This window comes from Ralstonia psammae, assembly GCF_958405935.1.
Lineage (GTDB): Bacteria > Pseudomonadota > Gammaproteobacteria > Burkholderiales > Burkholderiaceae > Ralstonia > Ralstonia psammae.
This window is the reverse complement of record NZ_CATZBU010000001.1, coordinates 490,229-508,125: the sequence shown is the minus strand read 5'-3', so window position 1 is coordinate 508,125 and position 17,897 is coordinate 490,229. Positions and strand designations below refer to the sequence as shown.

The following is a 17,897-nucleotide window of genomic DNA, read 5'->3' as shown; positions in this document are numbered from 1 at the left end:
TGCCTCGTGCATTTCCGGGTGCTATGCAGTAGCAGCCTCGGCGGGGTGCGCTTGCGCGCGTTGCTGCAATTGGGCGACCAGCGCATCGGCCAGGTCGCGGGAAACGGGTCGCCAGTCGTTTGCATCGACTGCGCGTCCGGACGCATCACGGGCGCCGGCGGTCACCATATCAACGGTTTCCAGGCCGGCATAGCCACACGGGTTGATCTGCGTGAAAGGCGACAGGTCCATCGCCAGGTTCAGGCTCACGCCGTGGTAGCTGCAGCCGTTGCGGATCTTCAGCCCCAGCGCGGCGATCTTGGCGCCCGCATGTGGCCCGCTCGACAGGTAGATGCCGGGGGCGCCAGCCTTGCGTTCGGAGGCGACATTATACGTGGCGAGCGTCTCGATGACGGCTGCCTCGATGGCGTCGACCAGCGCCTTCACGAACAGCCCGCGGCGGCGCAAATCCAGCAAAAGGTAAGCGACGACTTGGCCGGGGCCGTGGTAAGTGATCTGCCCGCCACGGTCGACCTTCACCAAGGGGATGTTGCCGGGAGCCAACAGATGCGCCGGATCGCCCGCCAGGCCGAGCGTGAACACCGGCGGGTGTTCGACCAGCCAGATCGTGTCGGGGGTATCGGGGCCGCCGGGTTTGTTGCGGTTGGCGGTGAATGTCTGCATTTCGTCGAAGCAGGCGGCGTAGTCCTGCAGGCCGCGTTCGACGATGTCAATCGGAATCATGCTCGCGAGTGTAGCGCAGGGCTGTCGATGGCGCCCTGCGGCTTTGCCCGCTTCGCTTGCAGGGTCGGGCCAAAAAAGATGCCGGCGCGATGGGAGGCATCGGCGCCGGCATCGGCTTTTGCGGCCGATGCCGCAAAAGGAGGCTTGAAACAGGTTGCGGGCTCAGGCGGCCACGACGGGCGTATCGGCGTGCTCGTTCCAGCCCAGCGCCGCGAGCGTATGGCGCCAGCCGTTCGTGACGTGCCACGGCTGGCGCGGCATATGGCCGTCGGTGGCTTCCACGGCCAATGCGACCGGGCCAAGGGCTTTCGGGTCCACCGAGACGACGATTTCTTCGCCGCGCTTCACGGCAACGCTGCCGCCCGCGTGCAGCCATTCGTCGCCGGCTTTGTTCTCGTGCGTGATCCACACGTCGCGCCCGTAGGCTTCTTCGACGCGCAGATTCTGGTTGGCCGGCATGCGCAATGCCACCACTTCGCCGGGCTGCAGAGTGAATACAATTTTTGTTAGTACAGCTTTCATGATCGGCTCCTTCACGGCAGTGGGATGGGCCTCGCCGTTGAAGGAAGTCTAGGCGCTTGGTTGCCTTGTACCAAACGATATATATTGGTGTTCTTGATAGTGCTGCTCACATAAGGCGCTACGAAAATCCGGAGGGAACAATGACGGAAATCCGCGAACCGATGCGTTTGCCTTCACTTGGCGCGCTGCGGGTATTCGAGGCGGCAGCCCGCTATGAGAGTTTTTCGCGTGCGGCAACGGAGTTGTTTGTGACGCACGGCGCGGTCAGCCATCAGATGCGCACACTGGAAGAGGAACTGGGCGTGCCGCTGTTCGAGCGGCGCGGCAAGCGGGTTGTACTCACGCATGCGGGCCGCACCTATGCCGACCGGGTGCGCGAGGCGCTCGACCAGATCGCCCAGGCCACGCACCAACTGCGCGCCGGCAATCGCGACAACCGCCTGGCCATCAGCACGATGCCGTCGTTTGCGGCACGCTGGCTGACGCCGCATATCGGCACCTTCATCGAGCGCCATCCCGAGTTGGAGGTGGAGCTGTTCTCCAGCCCCGCGCTGGTCGACTTCGCGCGTGAAGAGATGGACGTGGCGCTGCGCATGGGATCGGGCAACTATCCGGGTCTGTACGTGGAAAAGCTGCTCGACGACGTGTTCTTCCCGATCTGCAGTCCGTCGTTCAATGGCGGGCGCCTGCCGCGCACGGTGGCCGAGATGGCCACCATGACCCTGCTGCGCAGCGAGGGCGAGGACTGGGCGCCGTGGTTTGAGGCGGCGGGCATGCCGGGGTTTGTGGAGCCGCGCGGCGGGTTGATGTTCCAGGATTCGTCACTGCTGTTGCAGGCGGCGGCAGCGGGGCAGGGTATTGCGCTGATCCGCCCGACGCTGGCCTTCAACGACCTCCTGACAGGTCGCGTGGTGCGCCTGTTCGAGACGACGATCCCGTGCCCGTGGAACTACTACTTCGTGTGCCCGCATAGCGCGCTGCAAACGCCGAAGATGCAGGCGTTCCGCACCTGGCTGCTGCCGGAGATAGCTGCGTTCAAGCTCAAGCTGGCAGGGCTGATGAACGACAACGCGGTCTGCCTGGGGCACGTGTCCAAGGGCTGAGTCCCGGACATCGACAGAACTTGCCCACACAGCAAAATGCCCCGGCATGACCGGGGCATTGGCGTTCTGCTTGCAGGCGCAGAGGTGCGTTACAGCACGATTTTCACCATCGGATGGTTTGTCAGCGCCTGGTAAAGCGCGTCGAGCTGTTCGCGGCTTGTCGCACGCACGATCACCGTCAGGCCCAGGTAGTTGCCGCCGGAAGAGGGGCGTTTTTCCAGGCGCCCTTCGTGGAACTCCGGATCGTGCAGGCGGACCACCTCGACAATGGTCGCGGCAAAATCGTCATGCATCGGCCCCATCACCTTGATGGGGAAATCGCTCGGGTACTCAATGAGCGACTGTTCGGGCGGAATGTGGCCCGGCGGGGGAGTGTGAGAGGAGGTCATGTCGAAGCAAATGGGGGCGATTACTTCTTTTTAAACCACAGCTTGACCGCGTCGATCGTGCGGCCGACGAAGCCGGCTTCCGGCACCGCTTCGAGCGCCACCACCGGGAACTCCGACACCACGGTCGAACCGTCCATCACCTTGACCGTACCCAGTTGCTGGCCTTGCGCGATCGGGGCGATCAGCGGGTCCTTGCGTTCAAGCACAGGCTTCAGGCGCGCGCCTGCGCCCTTGGGCACGGTGATCCACTTGTCTTCCTGCACGCCCAGCTTCACGCTCTTGGCCTGGCCCTTGTACACGTCAGGCGTCTGCAGCGCTTCCTTGGCCTGGTACAGGCGCACCGTATCGAAGAACTGATAGCCGTAGTTCAGGACTTTCAGGCTTTCTTGCGTGCGGATAGCGTCGCTCTTTGTGCCGATGATGACCGACAGCAGGCGACGGTTCGCGCCCGGCACATCCGGCAGCGGACGGTTGGCCGATGTGACGAGGCAGTAGCCGGCCGACTTGGTGTGGCCCGTCTTGCCGCCGTCGACGGTCGGGTCAAGCCACAGCAGGCGGTTGCGGTTGGGCTGCTTGATGTTGTTATAGGTGAAATCCTTCTGCGAGTAGAACTTGTAGTCCTGCGGGAAATCCTTGATGAGCGCCGAAGTCAGGATCGAAAGATCGCGTGCGGTCGAGTAGTGATTCGGATCTGGCAGCCCCGCGGCATTCGCGAAATGCGTGTTCTTCATGCCCAGGCGTTCGGCTTCGCGGTTCATCAGCATCACGAAGTTCGTCTCCGTGCCGGCCACGGCTTCGGCCAGCACCAGGGCTGCATCGTTGCCCGACTGGATGATCAGGCCTTGCGTCATCTCGCGCACCGAGGCGGGCTTGCCGGCTTGCAGGAACATGCGCGATTCGTCGGTCTTGACGGAGCGCACGGTCTCGGAGGGCGTGATCATCTGGTCGTACTTGAGCTTGCCGTCGCGTACGGCCTCGAAGACCAGGTAGGCCGTCATCAGCTTGGTGAGCGAGGCGGGCTCGATGCGTTCGTCCATGTTTGCGCCGCCAAGCACCTGGCCGCTCGTCACGTCGGTCAGCATCCAGGAGCGGGCCGCGACTTGCGGGGCGGGCACCGGCTGCGCCATGGCGGGCAGCGCAGTGACCAGCACGGCGGCCGTCACAGCGGTTGCAGCGGCGGAATGGAAGGTGATGGGCGTGAAATGGGCGAAGCGGGTCTGCATGTCGGGTCCTGCGGTCTGCTTGGAGTTCAATGACGCCGCCTGCCAGAAAAAAGGGGGGAGGCGCGGCGTCCGGAAAATCAACGGGTGAGTGTTACGGCTGTGGCGCCCAGGCGCCGGTAATGAGCTGCCTGATCAGGTGCAGCTTCCGGTGGAAGAAATGATCGGCGCCCGGGATGACGATCACGGGCAGCTCCTGCGGCCGTGCCCAGTTGAGCACGTCGATGAGCGGCACGGTGTCATCCTGTTCGCCGTGGATGATGATGGTGTCGGCCGGTACCGGCGCGACATCCCAGCGCGAGGTGGCGGTGCCGACCAGCGCCAGGCGCTCGGCGGGCGTGCCGGCTTCGGTCAGGCGGCGCGCCACCTGCGACACGACAAAGCTGCCGAACGAGAACCCGCCCAGCGCCAGCGGCAGCGTGGCCACGTCGGCGGACCATTCGACCTGCGTACGCATCCAGTCGAGCACGGCCAGCATGTCGTCCTGCTCGCCGATGCCGTTGTCGTGCGTGCCTTCGGTCTTGCCTACGCCGCGAAAGTTCAGGCGCACCGTCACATAGCCCAGGCCGACGAAGGTGCGTGCCAACGTCTGCGCGACCTTGTTGTCCTTGGTGCCGCCGAACAGCGGATGCGGATGGCCGATCAGCGCCAGGCCGCGCGGGGCGCTGTCCGGCTGGTCGATCGACAGGTCGATCTGCCCGACGGGGCCGGGAATCAGGCGTTCTTCGGTATGAACGTTCATGGAAAAGCAGATGCAGTAAAGCGCTGGCTCACGCGTTGGCGGGGCGGTCGATCATCAGCCGTTCGACCGGTTTGCCTTCAATCAGATGGCCCTGGATGATCTCGTCGATGTCTTCCTTGTCGACAAAGGTGTACCAGACGGCCTCGGGGTAGACCACCATGACCGGACCGAGTTCGCAGCGGTCCAGGCAGCCTGCCTTGTTGATGCGCACGCGGCCTTCGCCGTTGATGCCCAGTTCCTTGCAGCGCTTCTTGGCGTATTCCTGCATGGCCTTGGCGCCAAAATCGGCACAGCAGCGCGAGCCGTCCTCGCGTTCGTTCAGGCAGAAGAAAACGTGGTGCTGGTAGTGGCTGCTCATGGGCTGACCGAGAGGGCTGGGAGGGCTGCGTGACGGCATGCGCGGCAGGACGCGAATGGCTTCCTGGCGTCGCACGCACCTGTGGATTTGCGTAACGAGCCGGCATTATACGGCCCGGATGTCCCCCTTCCCCCAGGATGCGGGCGCGACACCACGGCAGCGCTGCTGCGTCGCAACACGTTTTCCGGATGTCTGGACACCTCGCGTGCGCGGATTCCGGGATTGACGACGGCTGGAGCGGGTGCCATCGTAGTCACACCAAGCTGGTACAAGGGCTGGCGGGCCGCCAGTGCTGGAAATTAACGTTGGCATAGCCCTTGCGATAAAGAGCGACCTGCTGCGGGAAGCGCCGGCAACATCAGCGTATCGAGGCAGGAGAGAGACCACACCAGGGCGGGTCGGACCGGGCGAGCAGTCGAGCGCACGGCCGGTCTGTGACACTCGAGGAAGACATGAAAAAACCGTTCTACAAAATCCTGTACGTGCAGGTGCTGGCGGCCATCGTCATTGGCGTTCTGCTGGGCCATTACTCGCCCGAACTCGCCGTGAAGATGAAGCCGCTGGGCGATGGCTTCATCCAACTGATCAAGATGGTGATCGGGCCGATCATCTTCTGTACCGTCGTCTCCGGCATTGCCGGCATGCGCGACATGAAGAAGGTGGGCCGCGTGGGCGGCAAGGCGCTGATCTACTTTGAAGTTGTCTCGACCTTCGCGCTGGTGATTGGCCTGGCCGCGGGCCACATCTTCAACCCGGGCGCGGGCTTCAACGTTGATGTGAACACCATCGACGCCAAGGCCGTTGCCCAGTACGCTGCCAAGGCGCACTCGGCCAGCACGGTCGACTTCCTGCTCAACATCATCCCGAGCACGGTGGTCGACGCGTTTGCCAAGGGCGACATCCTGCAGATCCTGCTGATCGCGCTGCTGTTTGGCGGTGCGCTCTCCGCCATGGGCGACCGCGCGCAGATGGTGACGGACTTCATCGACCAGATCTCGCACGTGTTCTTCCGCATCGTGCACGTCATCACGCGCGTGGCCCCGCTCGGCGCGTTTGGCGCGATGGCCTTCACCATCGGCAAGTACGGCGTGATCTCCCTGGTGCCGCTGCTCAAGCTCGTCGGTACGTTCTACCTGACGGCCATCATCTTCGTGGTGGTGGTGCTGGGCATCATTGCCAAGCTGACGGGTTTCAACATCTTCCGCTTTGTCGCGTACATCAAGGAAGAGCTGCTGATCGTGCTGGGTACCAGCTCGTCGGAATCGGCGCTGCCGCACCTGATGGAAAAGATGGAGAAGCTGGGTTGCTCGAAATCGGTGGTGGGCCTGGTGGTTCCGACCGGTTACTCGTTCAACCTGGACGGCACCAACATCTACATGACGATGGCGGTGATCTTCATCTCGCAGGCGCTGAACATCGAGCTGACCTGGACGCAGCAATTGACCATCCTGGCCGTCGCCATGCTGACGTCGAAGGGTGCATCGGGCATCACCGGTGCGGGCTTCATCACGCTGGCGGCAACGCTGGCCGTGGTGCCGGACATTCCGGTGGCAGGCATGGTGCTGATTCTCGGTATCGACCGCTTCATGAGCGAATGCCGTGCCCTGACCAACATCACCGGCAATGGCGTGGCCTGCGTGGTGATCTCGGCCTGGGAACGTGAACTGGATCGCACCAAGCTGACGCGCGTGCTCTCGGGCGACCGTAGCGATGAGGGCGTGCCGGTCACCCCGGCAGTTTGAGCGATCGATTCTGCTGGCGCCTGCGGGCGCCAGCGCTTGAAAGCGCTAAGCGTATGATTGCGGGGCCAGTCCTTCCAGACGGCCCCGCTTCTTTTTTGGGATGCACCTCGTGAAGCACCTCGGCGACATGCCGACCGCAGGCACGGCGTTGGAAGGCACGGCAACACCCTCTGCCGCCGACCTCCAGCCGATGTCCGATCCCGATTTCTCCTTGACCAGTGCCTCCGGCTCGCGACGCGGGTTCTGGTGGCTGGTGGCGCTCGGGCTCGTGGTGGTGATGGCCATGGTGTGTGCGACCACCTTCGTGGTGGCGTGGAACCGGGGCCTCACGCAGGCCCAGCAGGCCGCCGGAGGGCGGGTCGATCGCTATGCCGCCAACCTCAAGAGCACGCTCGACCGCTACGAATACCTGCCAGCGCTGGTGGCGCTGCATCCGTTCATCCACGATCTGCTCGCCAATCCGACGCCTGGCAACGTCGACCGCGCAAACCGCTATCTGCGGGAAGTCAATGATCGGGCGCACGCCACCGCCACCTATGTGATTGCCCCGAGCGGCAAGGCGCTGGCCGCATCCAACTACAACCAGCCCGACAGCTTCGTCGGTGCCGAATATCTGTTCCGGCCATATTTCCAGCAGGCAGCGGAAGGCCACGTGGGGCGCTTTTACGGCATTGGTATCACGCGCGAAGAGCCGGGCTATTACATCTCGCAGCCGGTCATGCAGGACGGCCGCGTGATCGGCGTGACGGTCGTCAAGCTCAACCTCGAATGGTTCGGTCGCGCCAGCCACGATGCGTCGGAACCCGTGATGGTGGCCGACGAAAACGGCGTGATCTTCCTGTCGTCCGTGCCGGGGTGGCAGTACCGCACGGTGGAGCCGCTCACGCCCAGGCTGCAGGCGCAGTTGGAGGCGACGCGCCAGTATTACCGCAAGCAGATCACGCCACTGCCGCTGCAGCCCGAGACGCCGGCCTTCCTGCGATTGACCGGACGATTGCCGGAGGGGGCCGAACTGATCCGCGTTGGCGAGCGCACAAACGCCACGCGCTACCTGCAGGTTTCACGTGACCTGGTCGAGCCCGACTGGACGCTGATGTACCTCACGCCGGTGGATCCGGTGATGAGCGCCGCGCGTAGCGCCACCGTGGCGGCGGCATTTGCCTTTGCGTTTGCGTGCCTGCTGCTCTTCTACTGGCGCCAGCGCCGCCTGCGCATGATGGAGATGCTGCGTAGCCGCCGCCTGCTCGAAGCCGCGTATGACCAGCTCGAACGTCGCGTCGAAGACCGCACGGCCGACCTGATGGCCACCAACGAACAACTGCAGCACGAAATCGTCGACCGCACGCGCGCCGAGGCCGAACTGCGCGCCACGCAGGACGAGCTCGTGCAGGCCAGCAAGCTCGCCGCGCTGGGCCAGATGGCCGCCGGCATCACGCACGAACTCAACCAGCCGCTGGCCGCGCTGCGCACCTTTTCCGACAACACGCGCATCTTGCTCGAACGCGGCCAGCACGGCGCCGCCACAGACAATCTGCAGGCGATTGCCGACCTGACCGAGCGCATGGGCAAGATCACTGCGCAACTCAAGCTGTTCGCGGGCCGCTCGCGGCGCAAGGTGGTGGATGTGCAGGTGCGCGTGGCGCTCGACCATACGCTCGCGCTGCTGCGCCCGCGCCTGGGCGACGTGCGGCTCGAACTGCATTGGCGCATCCCCGAGGCAGAGGCCATCGTTCGCGCGGATGAGCTGAAGCTGGAGCAAGTGCTGATCAATCTGGTCGGCAACGCGCTTGATGCGATCCATGCCAATGAACCCGCACGCGCCGGACGCATCGACATCCATATCGGCCCCGCCGAGGGGGCCCCGTCGCAATCGAATCAACTGAACATCGCCGTGCGCGACAACGGCCCCGGCATTGCGCCCGACGCCATGCCGCACCTGTTCGAGCCGTTCTTCACCACCAAGGAGATTGGCCAGGGGCTGGGTCTTGGCCTGGCGATCTCCACCAGCATCGCGCGCGACTTTGGTGGCTCGCTGTCGGCCGTGAACATGCCGGGCGGAGGAGCGCAATTTACGCTGACATTGGTACGCGCCGAGGTCACCTCCGCGGCGCCCACCTGATCCGTTTTCTACACAGACACGAACCATGTCCGAAGGCTTGAACGTTCTCTTCATCGAAGACGACCCGCCTGTGCGCCAGGCCACCGCGCAGAGCCTGGAACTGGCCGGCTTCAACGTGCAGGCGTTCGGCAGCGCCGAAGAAGCCGTTGGCAAGATCGACGCGAACTTTCCCGGCGTGGTCGTGAGCGACCTGCGCTTGCCCGGCGCAAGTGGCCTGGATGTGCTCGCGCATTGCCAGTCGTTCGGCACGGGGATCCCCGTGGTGCTCGTCACCGGCCACGGCGACATCACCATGGCCGTGCAGGCGATGCGCGAAGGCGCGTTCGACTTCATCGAGAAGCCATTTCCCGCCGAACGCCTGACCGAAACCGTACGCCGCGCCGTCGAGCGCCGTGCGCTGGAGCTGGAAAACCGTGCGCTGCGCCGTGAACTGGCCGGGCCGGCGGCAGGCACGCGCATCATCGGGCGCTCGCCTGCGATGGGGGCCGTGCGCGCGCTGATCGAAAACGTCGCGACCACCGATGCGCCGGTGCTCATCAACGGGGAAACCGGCACGGGCAAGGAGCTGGTCGCGCGCAGTTTGCACATGCTCTCGCCGCGCCACGACAAATCGTTCATCGCGCTGAACTGCGGTGCCGTGCCCGAACAGATTTTCGAGAGCGAGATGTTCGGCCACGAAGCGGGCGCGTTCACCGGCGCGGGCAAGCGGCGCATCGGCAAGCTCGAGCATGCTTCGGGCGGCACGCTGTTCCTTGACGAGATCGAGAGCATGCCGATCGCGCTGCAGGTCAAGCTGCTGCGTGTGCTGCAGGAGGGCGCGCTGGAGCGGCTGGGCTCGAACGCTTCGGTGCGTATCGACGTGCGCATTGTTGCGGCCGCCAAGGGCGATATGGAAGCGCTGATTGAGGCGGGCGGTTTCCGGCGCGATCTGTACTACCGCCTGAACGTTGTCGCCATCGACCTGCCGCCGCTGCGTGAACGCCGCGAAGACATCATCCCGCTGTTCGAACACTTCCTGCTTGAAGCCGCCGTGCGCTATCAGCGCCCGCTGCCGATGCTGGCCGAACGCCAGCGCCACGAGCTGATGCAATCGAACTGGCCCGGCAACGTGCGCGAGCTGCGTAATGCGGCCGATCGTCTTGTGCTTGGCGTCGGCCGCACGCCGGTCGTGCCGGATGCGTCGGAAGACGGCATGCCGCTCAAGGAGCGCGTCGAACGCTACGAGCGCACGGTGATTGCCGAAACACTGGCGCGCACGGGCGGCTCGGTCCACCAGGCGGCGGACATTCTGCAGGTCGGCCGGGCGACGCTGTATGACAAGATCAAGCGTTACGGCCTCTGACGTAGCACGTCTGCAGGCAACAGCGCCCGGCATTCCACCGGGCGTTTTTTTCGCTCAGCCGAGGATGGGATGCGCATCCGCCACGGGATATCCACGATCGTCTGTCGGAATCCGCTGTGTCTGAAAAGCGATCAGCAGCGCCTGGAACTTGCCGTCGATTTCCACGATGACCGCACCGTCCTGCCGTGTGCCGTTCTCGCGCGAATGGTCCTTCGCACCTTGCGTACGCACAACCGGGTTGCCCTGGTTCATGTGCGTTTCGTGCAGGCCGCTGTGCTGCGGCTCGAACAGGAAGCCGAATCCGTAGACCGTCACATCGGTGCGCGGCGGCCAGCCTTTGCGGTCGTCGTCGCCGGAACTGCCGTGGTAGACGTAGTCGATCGGCGTGGCGGTGCGGTCGAGGTTGAGCATGTCGTCAACGAGCGCGTTGATGTCGTTGCGTTCGGTCTCGGTATCCAGCGCGATCGGCCGCATGTTCGGGAAGTCGACCAGCCCCGCGTCGCGCACGTAGTCCAGACGCGGGAAACCGCTCTCGTGCAGGCCCGGTGCCAGCGCGGCCAGATCGGTGGTGATCGGCAACTGCAGATCGGTCGTCCACTGATACAGCACGTGATAACCGGCGGCACCCGCGCCCGGCATGCTCGAGTCGGATTTCACGTTGGCGAGCACCACGAACTCCGCGCCATCCGGCGCTTCCACCACGATCGCGTAATGCGGATTGCCGTTGTAGCCCTCCAGATAAGGCACGCCGAATTTCAGCTTGCCCTTGAACATGCAGTAGTGATTAGCCATGCGCACTCCATCGCTCCAGCCATTGACGGACTGCCATTGCAACAGGCCCGCATGAACCTAGTGTGGAACCTGTGTCGCCCGGAAACAAAAACGCCCGGCATCGACCGGGCGTTTCGCTTGAATTGGGGCGCGCCGACTACTTAGGCCTGCTTGCCCAGCGTCTGCTTGAGCAACGCGTCGAACGACGACCATTCCGGTTCGCCCACGTAGCGCTTGAGGATGCGGCCGTCGCGGTCGACCAGGAAGGTGGTGGGCGTGAGCTGCACGTCGCCGAAGGCCTTTGCGGCGGAGCCGTCGGCGTCCATTGCCACCTTGAAGGGCAACTGGCGCGTCTGGCTGAAGTTCATCACGTACATCGGCGCGTCGTAGCTCATCGCCACGGCCACGTACTCCAGACCTTCGCCTTTGTACTTGTTGTACGTCTGGACCATGTTGGGCATTTCCTTGATGCAGGTGGCGCAGCTCGTGGCCCAGAAGTTGACGAGATAGACCTTGCCCTTCAGGTCCTGCGTCGAGAGCTTTTGCCCATTCAGCAGTGTGAAGGTGGCCGCGGGGACCTGCTGCGACGGCGAGAACGCACGCCAGCCGAACCAGCCGGCCACAGCCAGCACCAGCACGATCACGGGCAGCAGCCAGCGGCGACCGCCGGACGTGGCGGCGGCAGATGCTGGGGCTGCGGAGGAAGTCAGGGTCGAGGCCATGTCGGCAACGGGTCCGGTCGTGGGAATCAAACGCCTATTGTAGGCCCGCCGTGCCAGCGCCGCATGTCGGCCGCGACAATCCGTCCACGGAGCGCCCTGTGCGTCACTTTCCGCTGGCGAGGGCGGCTTCATACAAGGCCAGGTCGGCCGTCGAGAAGCAGCAAAAAGTGATCACGTCCAGACCGGCGCCATGCTCTCGCGCGGCACGTATGGCAATCGGTGCGGCCAACTGCGGCGGGAAGCCGTACACGCCGGTGCTGATGCACGGAAATGCGATGCTGCGTACGTCGTGCTTGCCCGCCAGTGCCAAGCTGTTGCGGTAGCACGCGGCCAGCAACGCCGCCTCGTCCTGCCGGCCGCCGCGCCAGATCGGCCCGACGGTGTGGATGACGTAGCGGGCACGCAGGTCAAAGCCCGGCGTGAGCTTGGCTTCGCCGGTGCGGCAGCCATGGAGTGCACGGCACGCCTCGAGCAGTTCTGGCCCGGCGGCACGGTGGATGGCGCCGTCCACGCCGCCGCCACCAAGCAACGAGCTGTTTGCCGCGTTGACGATGGCATCGCAGTCGAGCGTCGTGATGTCGGCACGCAGGGCACGGAGGGTAACGGGCGGGGTTGGCATGGCGCGGTCCTTGTCGAGCGGAGGGCGGGCCTCTGTGTCCGATAATAGGCGGCTCAGAAACGGATCGAAAAACGACGGGAGGCGACGTGACAGTCACAGCAACGGCAGGCTGGCGGGTAGGGTTAGGCACGGTGGCGTGTGCGCTGCTGATGGCCTGCTCGCCCAAGTACGACTGGCGCACGGTCCATTCCAACGAGGGCGCCTACGCCGTGGATTACCCCGCCAAGCCCACCGCAGAAGCGCGTCCCATCGCCATCAACGGCCGGCGCATGCCGATGACGATGCAGGCCGCCAGCGTCGACGGCACGCTGTTCGCCATCGGTGTGGTGGAACTGCCCGCGGACGATCCGGTCTGGCGTCAGCGCGCGGTGGAGGCGCTGCGCAATGGGTTGTCCGCCAACTTGAAGGGCAGCGTGACCGAGCGCGACATCGCCGTGCAGACCGCCGCCCAGCCGCCTTTGTCATTACCGGCGGTGGAATTGATTGCCCAGGGTGCCGGCGGAGACGATCCCGCGCCGCGCCGGCTGACCGCCCGCGTGGTCGCCACGGGCAAGCGCGCCTACCAGGCCGTTGTGCTGGAATCGGGCGATGCCGCACGCGATGCGCGCCAGCAGGAGCAGGTCGACCAGTTCCTCGCCAGCTTCCACCCGTACTAGGCCCAAGCAGGCCCGAGCGCACTGGCCGCTGCCGGTGCACAATCGTCGTATTCCGCATTTCCGCAACACAACTCACCACATCACGGGGAACCATCATGACGTTGCAAGTCTGGCTAGCCTTCTTTCTGGCGGCCTGGGTGATCGCTATTTCGCCGGGGTCGGGCGCCATCCTGTGCATGAGCCACGGCCTGACGCATGGTGTGCGCCGCACGTCGGTCACGATTGCAGGGCTGGAGCTGGGCATTGTCGTGATCCTGTTCATTGCCGGTGCGGGGCTGGGCGCGCTGCTGATTGCATCGGAGCACGCCTTCACGGCCATCAAGATCATCGGTGCGATGTATCTGATCTATCTGGGCATCGTGCAATGGCGCACGCCCATCCAGATCGCCAAGCCGGCTGAGGGCGAGCCCGTTAGGGTGTCGGGCAGTGGTGCGCGCCGCCGCTTCCTGGTTGGGTTGCTGACCAACCTGACGAACCCGAAGGGCATCCTGTTCATGGTGGCCGTGCTACCGCAGTTCATCGATCCGGCCAAGCCACTGCTTTCGCAGCTCGGCATCCTGGCGGCGACGATGGTGTTCGTCGACTTGATCGTCATGCACGGTTATGCGCTGCTGGCCTCGCGGGCGCAGCGCCTGTTCCGCAATCCGCGCGCACTGCGTTGGCAGAGCCGCTTCTTCGGCGGCATGCTGATGAGCATCGGCGCGGCCCTGTTCTTCGTGAAGCGGCAGACTGCCTGAGCTTCAGCGCGCTCAGCAGGGCTGCTCGCCAAGTGGATTGAAGGCGCAGGGCGTGGAAGAGGACTAATCTGCCTTCACCCCACGCCGATACTGAATTGCCTCGCCCACATGCACCGCGTCGATCTGTTCGTCGCCCGCCAGGTCGGCGATCGTGCGGGCGAGCTTGAGCACGCGAGCATAAGCGCGGGCGGACCACGAAAAACGCGTCATCGCGTGGCGCAGCAGGCCATCGGCTGCATCGGTGCGGCTGCAATGCAGATCGATTTCATGACCGCCCAGCAAGGCGTTGCGTTTGCCTTGCCGTGCGAGTTGTCGCGCGTGCGCGGCAGAGACACGCTCGGCCACGTTGAGCGTCGGTTCGCCCGGCGGCCCGTCGAGCAGCTCTTCTTGTGAAGGCGTCGGCACTTCGATCTGCACGTCGATGCGATCGAGCAGCGGTCCGGAAATGCGCGCCTGGTAACGCTCCACCTGATCCGGTGTGCAGCGGCACGCCCGCAACGGATGTCCGCGATAGCCGCATGGACACGGGTTCATTGCGGCAATCAGCTGGAAGCTGGCAGGGAAGTCTGTCTGATGCGCGGCGCGTGAGATCGTGATGTGGCCAGTCTCCAGTGGCTCACGCAGGACTTCGAGCACGCGGCGCTCGAACTCTGGAAGTTCGTCAAGGAAGAGCACCCCCTGATGCGCCAGCGAGATTTCGCCGGGCCTTGGCGTGTTGCCCCCGCCCACCATCGCCACAGCAGATGCCGTGTGGTGTGGCGAACGGAACGGCCGCACCTTCCAGCGCCGTGCGTCGAAGCCGCGCGTGGTCAGGCTCATCACGGCGGCGGCGGAGAGTGCTTCGTCATCGCTCATGTCCGGCAGCAAGCCGGGAAAGCGTTGCGCGAGCATCGACTTGCCGGTGCCGGGCGGCCCGATCATCAGCATTGAATGCCCGCCGGCGGCGGCCACTTCCAGCGCGCGCCGCGCTTGCGGCTGCCCACGCACGTCAGCCAAGTCGGGATAGCGGATATCGGCATCGACCGGCGCAGGCAGCGCAGGCGCAAGCTTGCGATCCGGCGCGCTCAGGTGGTCGCACACCTCGATGAGCGTGCGCGCAGGCAGGACCTTGGTGCCGCTCACGAGCGCAGCTTCGGCGGCGTTCTCGGCGGGCAGCACGAAGGCGCGGGCGAGCAGCGCATCGCCATCGGCCGGGACGGGGTTGCGCGACAGCGCATACGCCATCGCCAGCGCACCGCGAATCGGCCGCAGATCACCGGAGAGTGACAGCTCGCCCGCAAACTCGTGCGCGTCCAGATGTGTGTGCGGAATCTGCCGGCTCGCGGCGAGAATTCCCAGCGCGATTGCCAAGTCGAACCGGCCGGATTCTTTCGGGAGATCCGCGGGCGCCAGGTTGACGGTGATGCGCCGCGCCGGAAACTCGAAGCGGCTGTTTTGGATCGCCGCGCGTACGCGATCCTTGCTCTCCTTCACCTCGGTGTCCGGCAGGCCGACGATGGTGAACGATGGCAGGCCATTCGCCAGATGGACCTCCACCGAGACGGCCGGGGCATCGATGCCCGAGAGCGCGCGCGAGCGCAGCACAGCAAGGCTCATCGCGCGGCCCTCCGAGAGAACTCGCTAGCGAGGCGGAGGGCGTGGCATCGGTTCATGGCGTGACGGTGTGCGGCGGTTGCGGAACCCTCCACTGTGCCAGCGGCGTTGCGCCATCATGTTCACCGGCATCCAAATTTGACGATCGTCGCCGACATGAGAAGCGGGCAAAAAAAAAACCGGAGCACTGGGCTCCGGCTTCGTTGTCGGCAGATCAACTCAGGGGAAGGCCGGCATGGCCGTGTCTTCGCCACTGAAGTGGCCTTCGGGGTGCGTCTTCTGCAGCAGCGCGCGCACCTCTTTCACGCGCGAGCGCGGCACATCGACCATCAGCAGGATCTGCCCATCCTCCACTGCCTGCCGGAACGGTTTCAGGCGGCTGTTCGGCACCGAGCTGCCGATCATGCTCGAGGCCCACGCGCCAAACAGCGCACCAACCACGGTGGTAATGCCGACCATGCCCCACTGCGGACCTTCGCCGATCACCGGGAAGATGGCCGCCACGATGCCCGCGAGCACACCCGCGCCACCGCCGATCACCAGCCCGTTCTGGGTGGCGTGGACGATGTCGGAAGTCTGAAGGATGTTGGCTTCGTGCAGGCCGGTGAGATCGATACCGGGCTTGGAGACGAAGTGGATGTGGCGCTCGGTAATGCGCGCCAGCAGGAGGTCGTTCATCACGCGCCGGGCGCTGGCGACATCCGGCATTAGGAAGTAGAGGCGATGCTGCATGATCTTCTCCTCAAGCGCGGCTGCGCGTGCGTCTTAAGGACGTTCTAGATCAGTTCGCCAGCCGCAACAAGGCGGCGCATCGATCTTTTTCGCTGTGCGTCGCAGCAAGGGTGCGGCGGTCAGCACAGCAGCCATGCAGATGCGCATCCGGCGCAACACCGGGCGGCGGGTTACTGATCTGCGGGGGCGGCAGGCTTCAGTTTCGCTTCCAGCGCGGCTACGCGCGTTTCCAGTTCTTCCAGACGCGCACGCGTACGCGCCAGGACTTGCGATTGCACATCGAATTCCTCACGCGTGACCAGATCGAGCTTTGAAAAGCCCTGGGCCATCATCGCGCGGACGTTCTTCTCGATGTCGGCGGCTGGCGAGTTCCGCAGGGCTTCGCTTACGCGGTTTTGGAAGTCGGAAAAGAGATCGGTCGGTTTCATGGTGTTTGCTCCGTGGGTCGTGCTGTCTGCGCCAAGCCGGTGCATGCACCGCAACTGTGCGTGAAAATTGCTGTGCCGTGGTGCGAGGGCCACCGTCTGGCGCGTGGTTTCGGTGCTGCTGGCCGCGATGGTACCGGCTGAGCGCTCTGAACGGCACACCTTGCGTCAAATCTCGCTGCGATGCGGCATTGGCGGCGCCAGACAAACGGGGACAGAGCCGGTCGCCGCAGTGCCCGCGACTCACTCCATGCGCCACTGCACAGGGCTGAAATCACTCTATCACACGGTTTTCATCGCGCCATGACGGTGTAGGCCGCCAGGGCCCGAACCCGCCTGCGGCAACCGTTGGCGGGCAGCGGGGGTTGCCAAGCGTGACCCGTCCCCAATTTCACCCGCTTTCCGCCCTGGGCGCAGCGCGACGCCGCAACCGAAGACGCCCTCCAATTTGAGGACATCGACTTGGCATGACAGTTGCAGAACTGGTGCGAATTTTTTTCCATCGCCGTTGCGACTTTCTAAAGGGGGAGAGCCGTTATGAAGAAGTTTGCGTACGCAGCCAGCCTGGTACTGCTGACCGGTGCCGTTGCCGGTGTGAGCCAATCCGCCATCGCACAGTCCGCACCTGCGGCTGATGCACCGGCCGCCGCACCCGCGCCCGCGCCGGCCGCGCTCACGGCCAACGTCACGCTGGCCAGCCAATACCGCTACCGCGGCATCATGCAGACCAACAACAAGCCGGCCATCCAGGGTGGCTTTGACTACGCCATTCCGGGCGGTGTGTTGCCCGAAGGCTTCTACATCGGTAACTGGAACTCGTCGATCAGTTGGTTGAGCGATTCGAACTCGAACGTCTCCGCACCGATCGAGATGGATTTCTACGGTGGCTACAAGACCGAGATCGTCAAGGATGTGCCGATCGACGTGGGCGTGCTCCAGTACTACTACCCAGGCAGCTATCCTGATGGCTTCACGCGCCCGCACACCACCGAAGGCTATGCGCAGATCGGCTACGGCCCTGTCACGTTCAAGTATTCGCACGCATTCTCGAACCTGTTCGGCACGCCCGATTCGCATCACAGCCAGTACTTTGACCTGTCGGGCAACTTCGACACCGGCTTCTGGGGCCTGACGCTGAACCTGCATGCCGGCTACCAGCAGGTGCCGCATCAGGCGGTGCGCGCCTCGTATGCCGACTGGAAGGTCGGCGTGACGAAGGATTTCGGCAACGGCTGGGCGGCGTCGCTGGCCTACATCGATACGAATGCTTCGCGCGTGTTCTATACGAACACACGCGGCAACTACATGGGCAAGGCCACGGCCCTGCTGTCGATCACCAAGACTTTCCAATAATGATGCGCGGCGGTGCTCCGGTGCCGCCG

At 64.6% G+C, this 17,897-nt stretch carries 19 protein-coding genes; 7 read left to right on the top strand and 12 right to left on the bottom strand.

The genetic code is table 11. From position 1 onward, the window contains the following. Window positions 1-21: 21 nt before the first annotated feature. Together lipB and R2N16_RS02460 are read right to left on the bottom strand one after the other, a co-directional pair. Window positions 22-723 (bottom strand): lipoyl(octanoyl) transferase LipB, encoded by a 702-nt coding sequence (gene lipB, locus R2N16_RS02465; RefSeq protein WP_316664000.1) that lies wholly within the window; start codon window positions 721-723, stop codon window positions 22-24. A 162-nt stretch (window positions 724-885) separates the two neighbouring features. Then, window positions 886-1,245: a DUF2917 domain-containing protein gene (locus R2N16_RS02460; protein WP_316663999.1), complete on the bottom strand. Its 360-nt coding sequence runs from the start codon at window positions 1,243-1,245 to the stop codon at window positions 886-888. A 140-nt stretch (window positions 1,246-1,385) separates the two neighbouring features. Between R2N16_RS02460 and R2N16_RS02455 the strand changes: the two genes are divergently transcribed. Continuing rightward, entirely contained in the window at window positions 1,386-2,348 is a 963-nt protein-coding gene (locus R2N16_RS02455) for a transcriptional regulator GcvA (protein ID WP_316663998.1), read from the top strand. Between the two features lie 89 nt (window positions 2,349-2,437). Here R2N16_RS02455 and R2N16_RS02450 read toward each other — a convergent pair whose 3' ends face one another. The 4 genes from R2N16_RS02450 to R2N16_RS02435 all read right to left on the bottom strand — a co-directional run bounded on the left by R2N16_RS02450 (window position 2,438) and on the right by R2N16_RS02435 (window position 5,057). After that, entirely contained in the window at window positions 2,438-2,737 is a 300-nt protein-coding gene (locus R2N16_RS02450; RefSeq protein WP_316663997.1) for a YbeD family protein, read from the bottom strand. A 20-nt stretch (window positions 2,738-2,757) separates the two neighbouring features. After that, window positions 2,758-3,960, bottom strand: coding sequence for a D-alanyl-D-alanine carboxypeptidase family protein (locus R2N16_RS02445; RefSeq protein ID WP_316663996.1), 1,203 nt, complete (start codon window positions 3,958-3,960; stop codon window positions 2,758-2,760). 91 nt (window positions 3,961-4,051) lie between these two features. Continuing rightward, window positions 4,052-4,699: an alpha/beta hydrolase gene (locus R2N16_RS02440; protein ID WP_316663995.1), complete on the bottom strand. Its 648-nt coding sequence runs from the start codon at window positions 4,697-4,699 to the stop codon at window positions 4,052-4,054. Between the two features lie 28 nt (window positions 4,700-4,727). Further along, window positions 4,728-5,057: a (2Fe-2S) ferredoxin domain-containing protein gene (locus R2N16_RS02435; RefSeq protein WP_316663994.1), complete on the bottom strand. Its 330-nt coding sequence runs from the start codon at window positions 5,055-5,057 to the stop codon at window positions 4,728-4,730. Window positions 5,058-5,509: 452 nt separating this feature from the next. On the opposite strand from R2N16_RS02435, the gene R2N16_RS02430 reads away from it, so the two are divergent. The 3 genes from R2N16_RS02430 (at window position 5,510) to R2N16_RS02420 (ending at window position 10,260) form a co-directional block, all read left to right on the top strand. Then, window positions 5,510-6,799 carry a dicarboxylate/amino acid:cation symporter gene (locus R2N16_RS02430; RefSeq protein ID WP_316663993.1) on the top strand — a complete coding sequence of 430 codons (1,290 nt, stop codon included), beginning with the start codon at window positions 5,510-5,512 and terminating at the stop codon, window positions 6,797-6,799. Between the two features lie 100 nt (window positions 6,800-6,899). Beyond that, a complete protein-coding gene (locus tag R2N16_RS02425; protein ID WP_316663992.1) occupies window positions 6,900-8,918 on the top strand; it encodes a sensor histidine kinase in 2,019 nt (672 codons plus the stop codon). A gap of 25 nt (window positions 8,919-8,943) precedes the next feature. Beyond that, on the top strand, window positions 8,944-10,260 hold the full coding sequence (locus R2N16_RS02420) for a sigma-54-dependent transcriptional regulator (RefSeq protein ID WP_316663990.1): 1,317 nt from the start codon (window positions 8,944-8,946) through the stop codon (window positions 10,258-10,260). Window positions 10,261-10,314: 54 nt separating this feature from the next. Here the strand turns inward: R2N16_RS02420 and R2N16_RS02415 are convergent, their stop codons facing one another. The 3 genes from R2N16_RS02415 to R2N16_RS02405 form a co-directional block, all read right to left on the bottom strand. Then, a complete protein-coding gene (locus R2N16_RS02415; protein WP_316663987.1) occupies window positions 10,315-11,052 on the bottom strand; it encodes a DUF2278 family protein in 738 nt (245 codons plus the stop codon). 140 nt (window positions 11,053-11,192) lie between these two features. Beyond that, window positions 11,193-11,753, bottom strand: a complete 561-nt coding sequence (locus tag R2N16_RS02410) for a TlpA disulfide reductase family protein (RefSeq protein WP_316663985.1) — start codon at window positions 11,751-11,753, stop codon at window positions 11,193-11,195. A gap of 103 nt (window positions 11,754-11,856) precedes the next feature. Further along, window positions 11,857-12,372: an O-acetyl-ADP-ribose deacetylase gene (locus tag R2N16_RS02405; protein WP_316663984.1), complete on the bottom strand. Its 516-nt coding sequence runs from the start codon at window positions 12,370-12,372 to the stop codon at window positions 11,857-11,859. 86 nt (window positions 12,373-12,458) lie between these two features. Here R2N16_RS02405 and R2N16_RS02400 point away from each other — a divergent pair, with 86 nt between their 5' ends. After that, window positions 12,459-13,028 carry a hypothetical protein gene (locus tag R2N16_RS02400; protein ID WP_316663982.1) on the top strand — a complete coding sequence of 190 codons (570 nt, stop codon included), beginning with the start codon at window positions 12,459-12,461 and terminating at the stop codon, window positions 13,026-13,028. Window positions 13,029-13,123: 95 nt separating this feature from the next. Continuing rightward, a complete protein-coding gene (locus R2N16_RS02395; protein WP_316663980.1) occupies window positions 13,124-13,765 on the top strand; it encodes a LysE family transporter in 642 nt (213 codons plus the stop codon). Between the two features lie 63 nt (window positions 13,766-13,828). On the opposite strand, the gene R2N16_RS02390 is transcribed toward R2N16_RS02395, so the two are convergent. The 3 genes from R2N16_RS02390 to R2N16_RS02380 all read right to left on the bottom strand — a co-directional run bounded on the left by R2N16_RS02390 (window position 13,829) and on the right by R2N16_RS02380 (window position 16,518). After that, the gene (locus R2N16_RS02390; protein ID WP_316663979.1) at window positions 13,829-15,361 is read right to left on the bottom strand and encodes a YifB family Mg chelatase-like AAA ATPase; all 1,533 of its coding nucleotides are present in this window, start codon (window positions 15,359-15,361) and stop codon (window positions 13,829-13,831) included. A 216-nt stretch (window positions 15,362-15,577) separates the two neighbouring features. Continuing rightward, window positions 15,578-16,090: a DUF1269 domain-containing protein gene (locus R2N16_RS02385; RefSeq protein ID WP_316663978.1), complete on the bottom strand. Its 513-nt coding sequence runs from the start codon at window positions 16,088-16,090 to the stop codon at window positions 15,578-15,580. A 170-nt stretch (window positions 16,091-16,260) separates the two neighbouring features. After that, window positions 16,261-16,518: an accessory factor UbiK family protein gene (locus tag R2N16_RS02380; protein ID WP_316663977.1), complete on the bottom strand. Its 258-nt coding sequence runs from the start codon at window positions 16,516-16,518 to the stop codon at window positions 16,261-16,263. A 534-nt stretch (window positions 16,519-17,052) separates the two neighbouring features. Here R2N16_RS02380 and R2N16_RS02375 point away from each other — a divergent pair. Next, complete coding sequence (locus R2N16_RS02375) at window positions 17,053-17,868, top strand: TorF family putative porin (protein WP_316663975.1); 816 nt, start codon at window positions 17,053-17,055, stop codon at window positions 17,866-17,868. Window positions 17,869-17,897: the final 29 nt, after the last annotated feature.

What these genes read in the sequence shown, in the direction of transcription:
- lipB (WP_316664000.1), bottom strand. Translation starts at nt 723, where the DNA reads ATGATTCCGATTGACATCGTCGAACGCGGCCTGCAGGACTACGCCGCC.
- R2N16_RS02460 (WP_316663999.1), bottom strand. Translation starts at nt 1,245, where the DNA reads ATGAAAGCTGTACTAACAAAAATTGTATTCACTCTGCAGCCCGGCGAA.
- R2N16_RS02455 (WP_316663998.1), top strand. Translation starts at nt 1,386, where the DNA reads ATGACGGAAATCCGCGAACCGATGCGTTTGCCTTCACTTGGCGCGCTG.
- R2N16_RS02450 (WP_316663997.1), bottom strand. Translation starts at nt 2,737, where the DNA reads ATGACCTCCTCTCACACTCCCCCGCCGGGCCACATTCCGCCCGAACAG.
- R2N16_RS02445 (WP_316663996.1), bottom strand. Translation starts at nt 3,960, where the DNA reads ATGCAGACCCGCTTCGCCCATTTCACGCCCATCACCTTCCATTCCGCC.
- R2N16_RS02440 (WP_316663995.1), bottom strand. Translation starts at nt 4,699, where the DNA reads ATGAACGTTCATACCGAAGAACGCCTGATTCCCGGCCCCGTCGGGCAG.
- R2N16_RS02435 (WP_316663994.1), bottom strand. Translation starts at nt 5,057, where the DNA reads ATGAGCAGCCACTACCAGCACCACGTTTTCTTCTGCCTGAACGAACGC.
- R2N16_RS02430 (WP_316663993.1), top strand. Translation starts at nt 5,510, where the DNA reads ATGAAAAAACCGTTCTACAAAATCCTGTACGTGCAGGTGCTGGCGGCC.
- R2N16_RS02425 (WP_316663992.1), top strand. Translation starts at nt 6,900, where the DNA reads ATGCACCTCGTGAAGCACCTCGGCGACATGCCGACCGCAGGCACGGCG.
- R2N16_RS02420 (WP_316663990.1), top strand. Translation starts at nt 8,944, where the DNA reads ATGTCCGAAGGCTTGAACGTTCTCTTCATCGAAGACGACCCGCCTGTG.
- R2N16_RS02415 (WP_316663987.1), bottom strand. Translation starts at nt 11,052, where the DNA reads ATGGCTAATCACTACTGCATGTTCAAGGGCAAGCTGAAATTCGGCGTG.
- R2N16_RS02410 (WP_316663985.1), bottom strand. Translation starts at nt 11,753, where the DNA reads ATGGCCTCGACCCTGACTTCCTCCGCAGCCCCAGCATCTGCCGCCGCC.
- R2N16_RS02405 (WP_316663984.1), bottom strand. Translation starts at nt 12,372, where the DNA reads ATGCCAACCCCGCCCGTTACCCTCCGTGCCCTGCGTGCCGACATCACG.
- R2N16_RS02395 (WP_316663980.1), top strand. Translation starts at nt 13,124, where the DNA reads ATGACGTTGCAAGTCTGGCTAGCCTTCTTTCTGGCGGCCTGGGTGATC.
- R2N16_RS02390 (WP_316663979.1), bottom strand. Translation starts at nt 15,361, where the DNA reads ATGAGCCTTGCTGTGCTGCGCTCGCGCGCGCTCTCGGGCATCGATGCC.
- R2N16_RS02385 (WP_316663978.1), bottom strand. Translation starts at nt 16,090, where the DNA reads ATGCAGCATCGCCTCTACTTCCTAATGCCGGATGTCGCCAGCGCCCGG.
- R2N16_RS02380 (WP_316663977.1), bottom strand. Translation starts at nt 16,518, where the DNA reads ATGAAACCGACCGATCTCTTTTCCGACTTCCAAAACCGCGTAAGCGAA.
- R2N16_RS02375 (WP_316663975.1), top strand. Translation starts at nt 17,053, where the DNA reads ATGAAGAAGTTTGCGTACGCAGCCAGCCTGGTACTGCTGACCGGTGCC.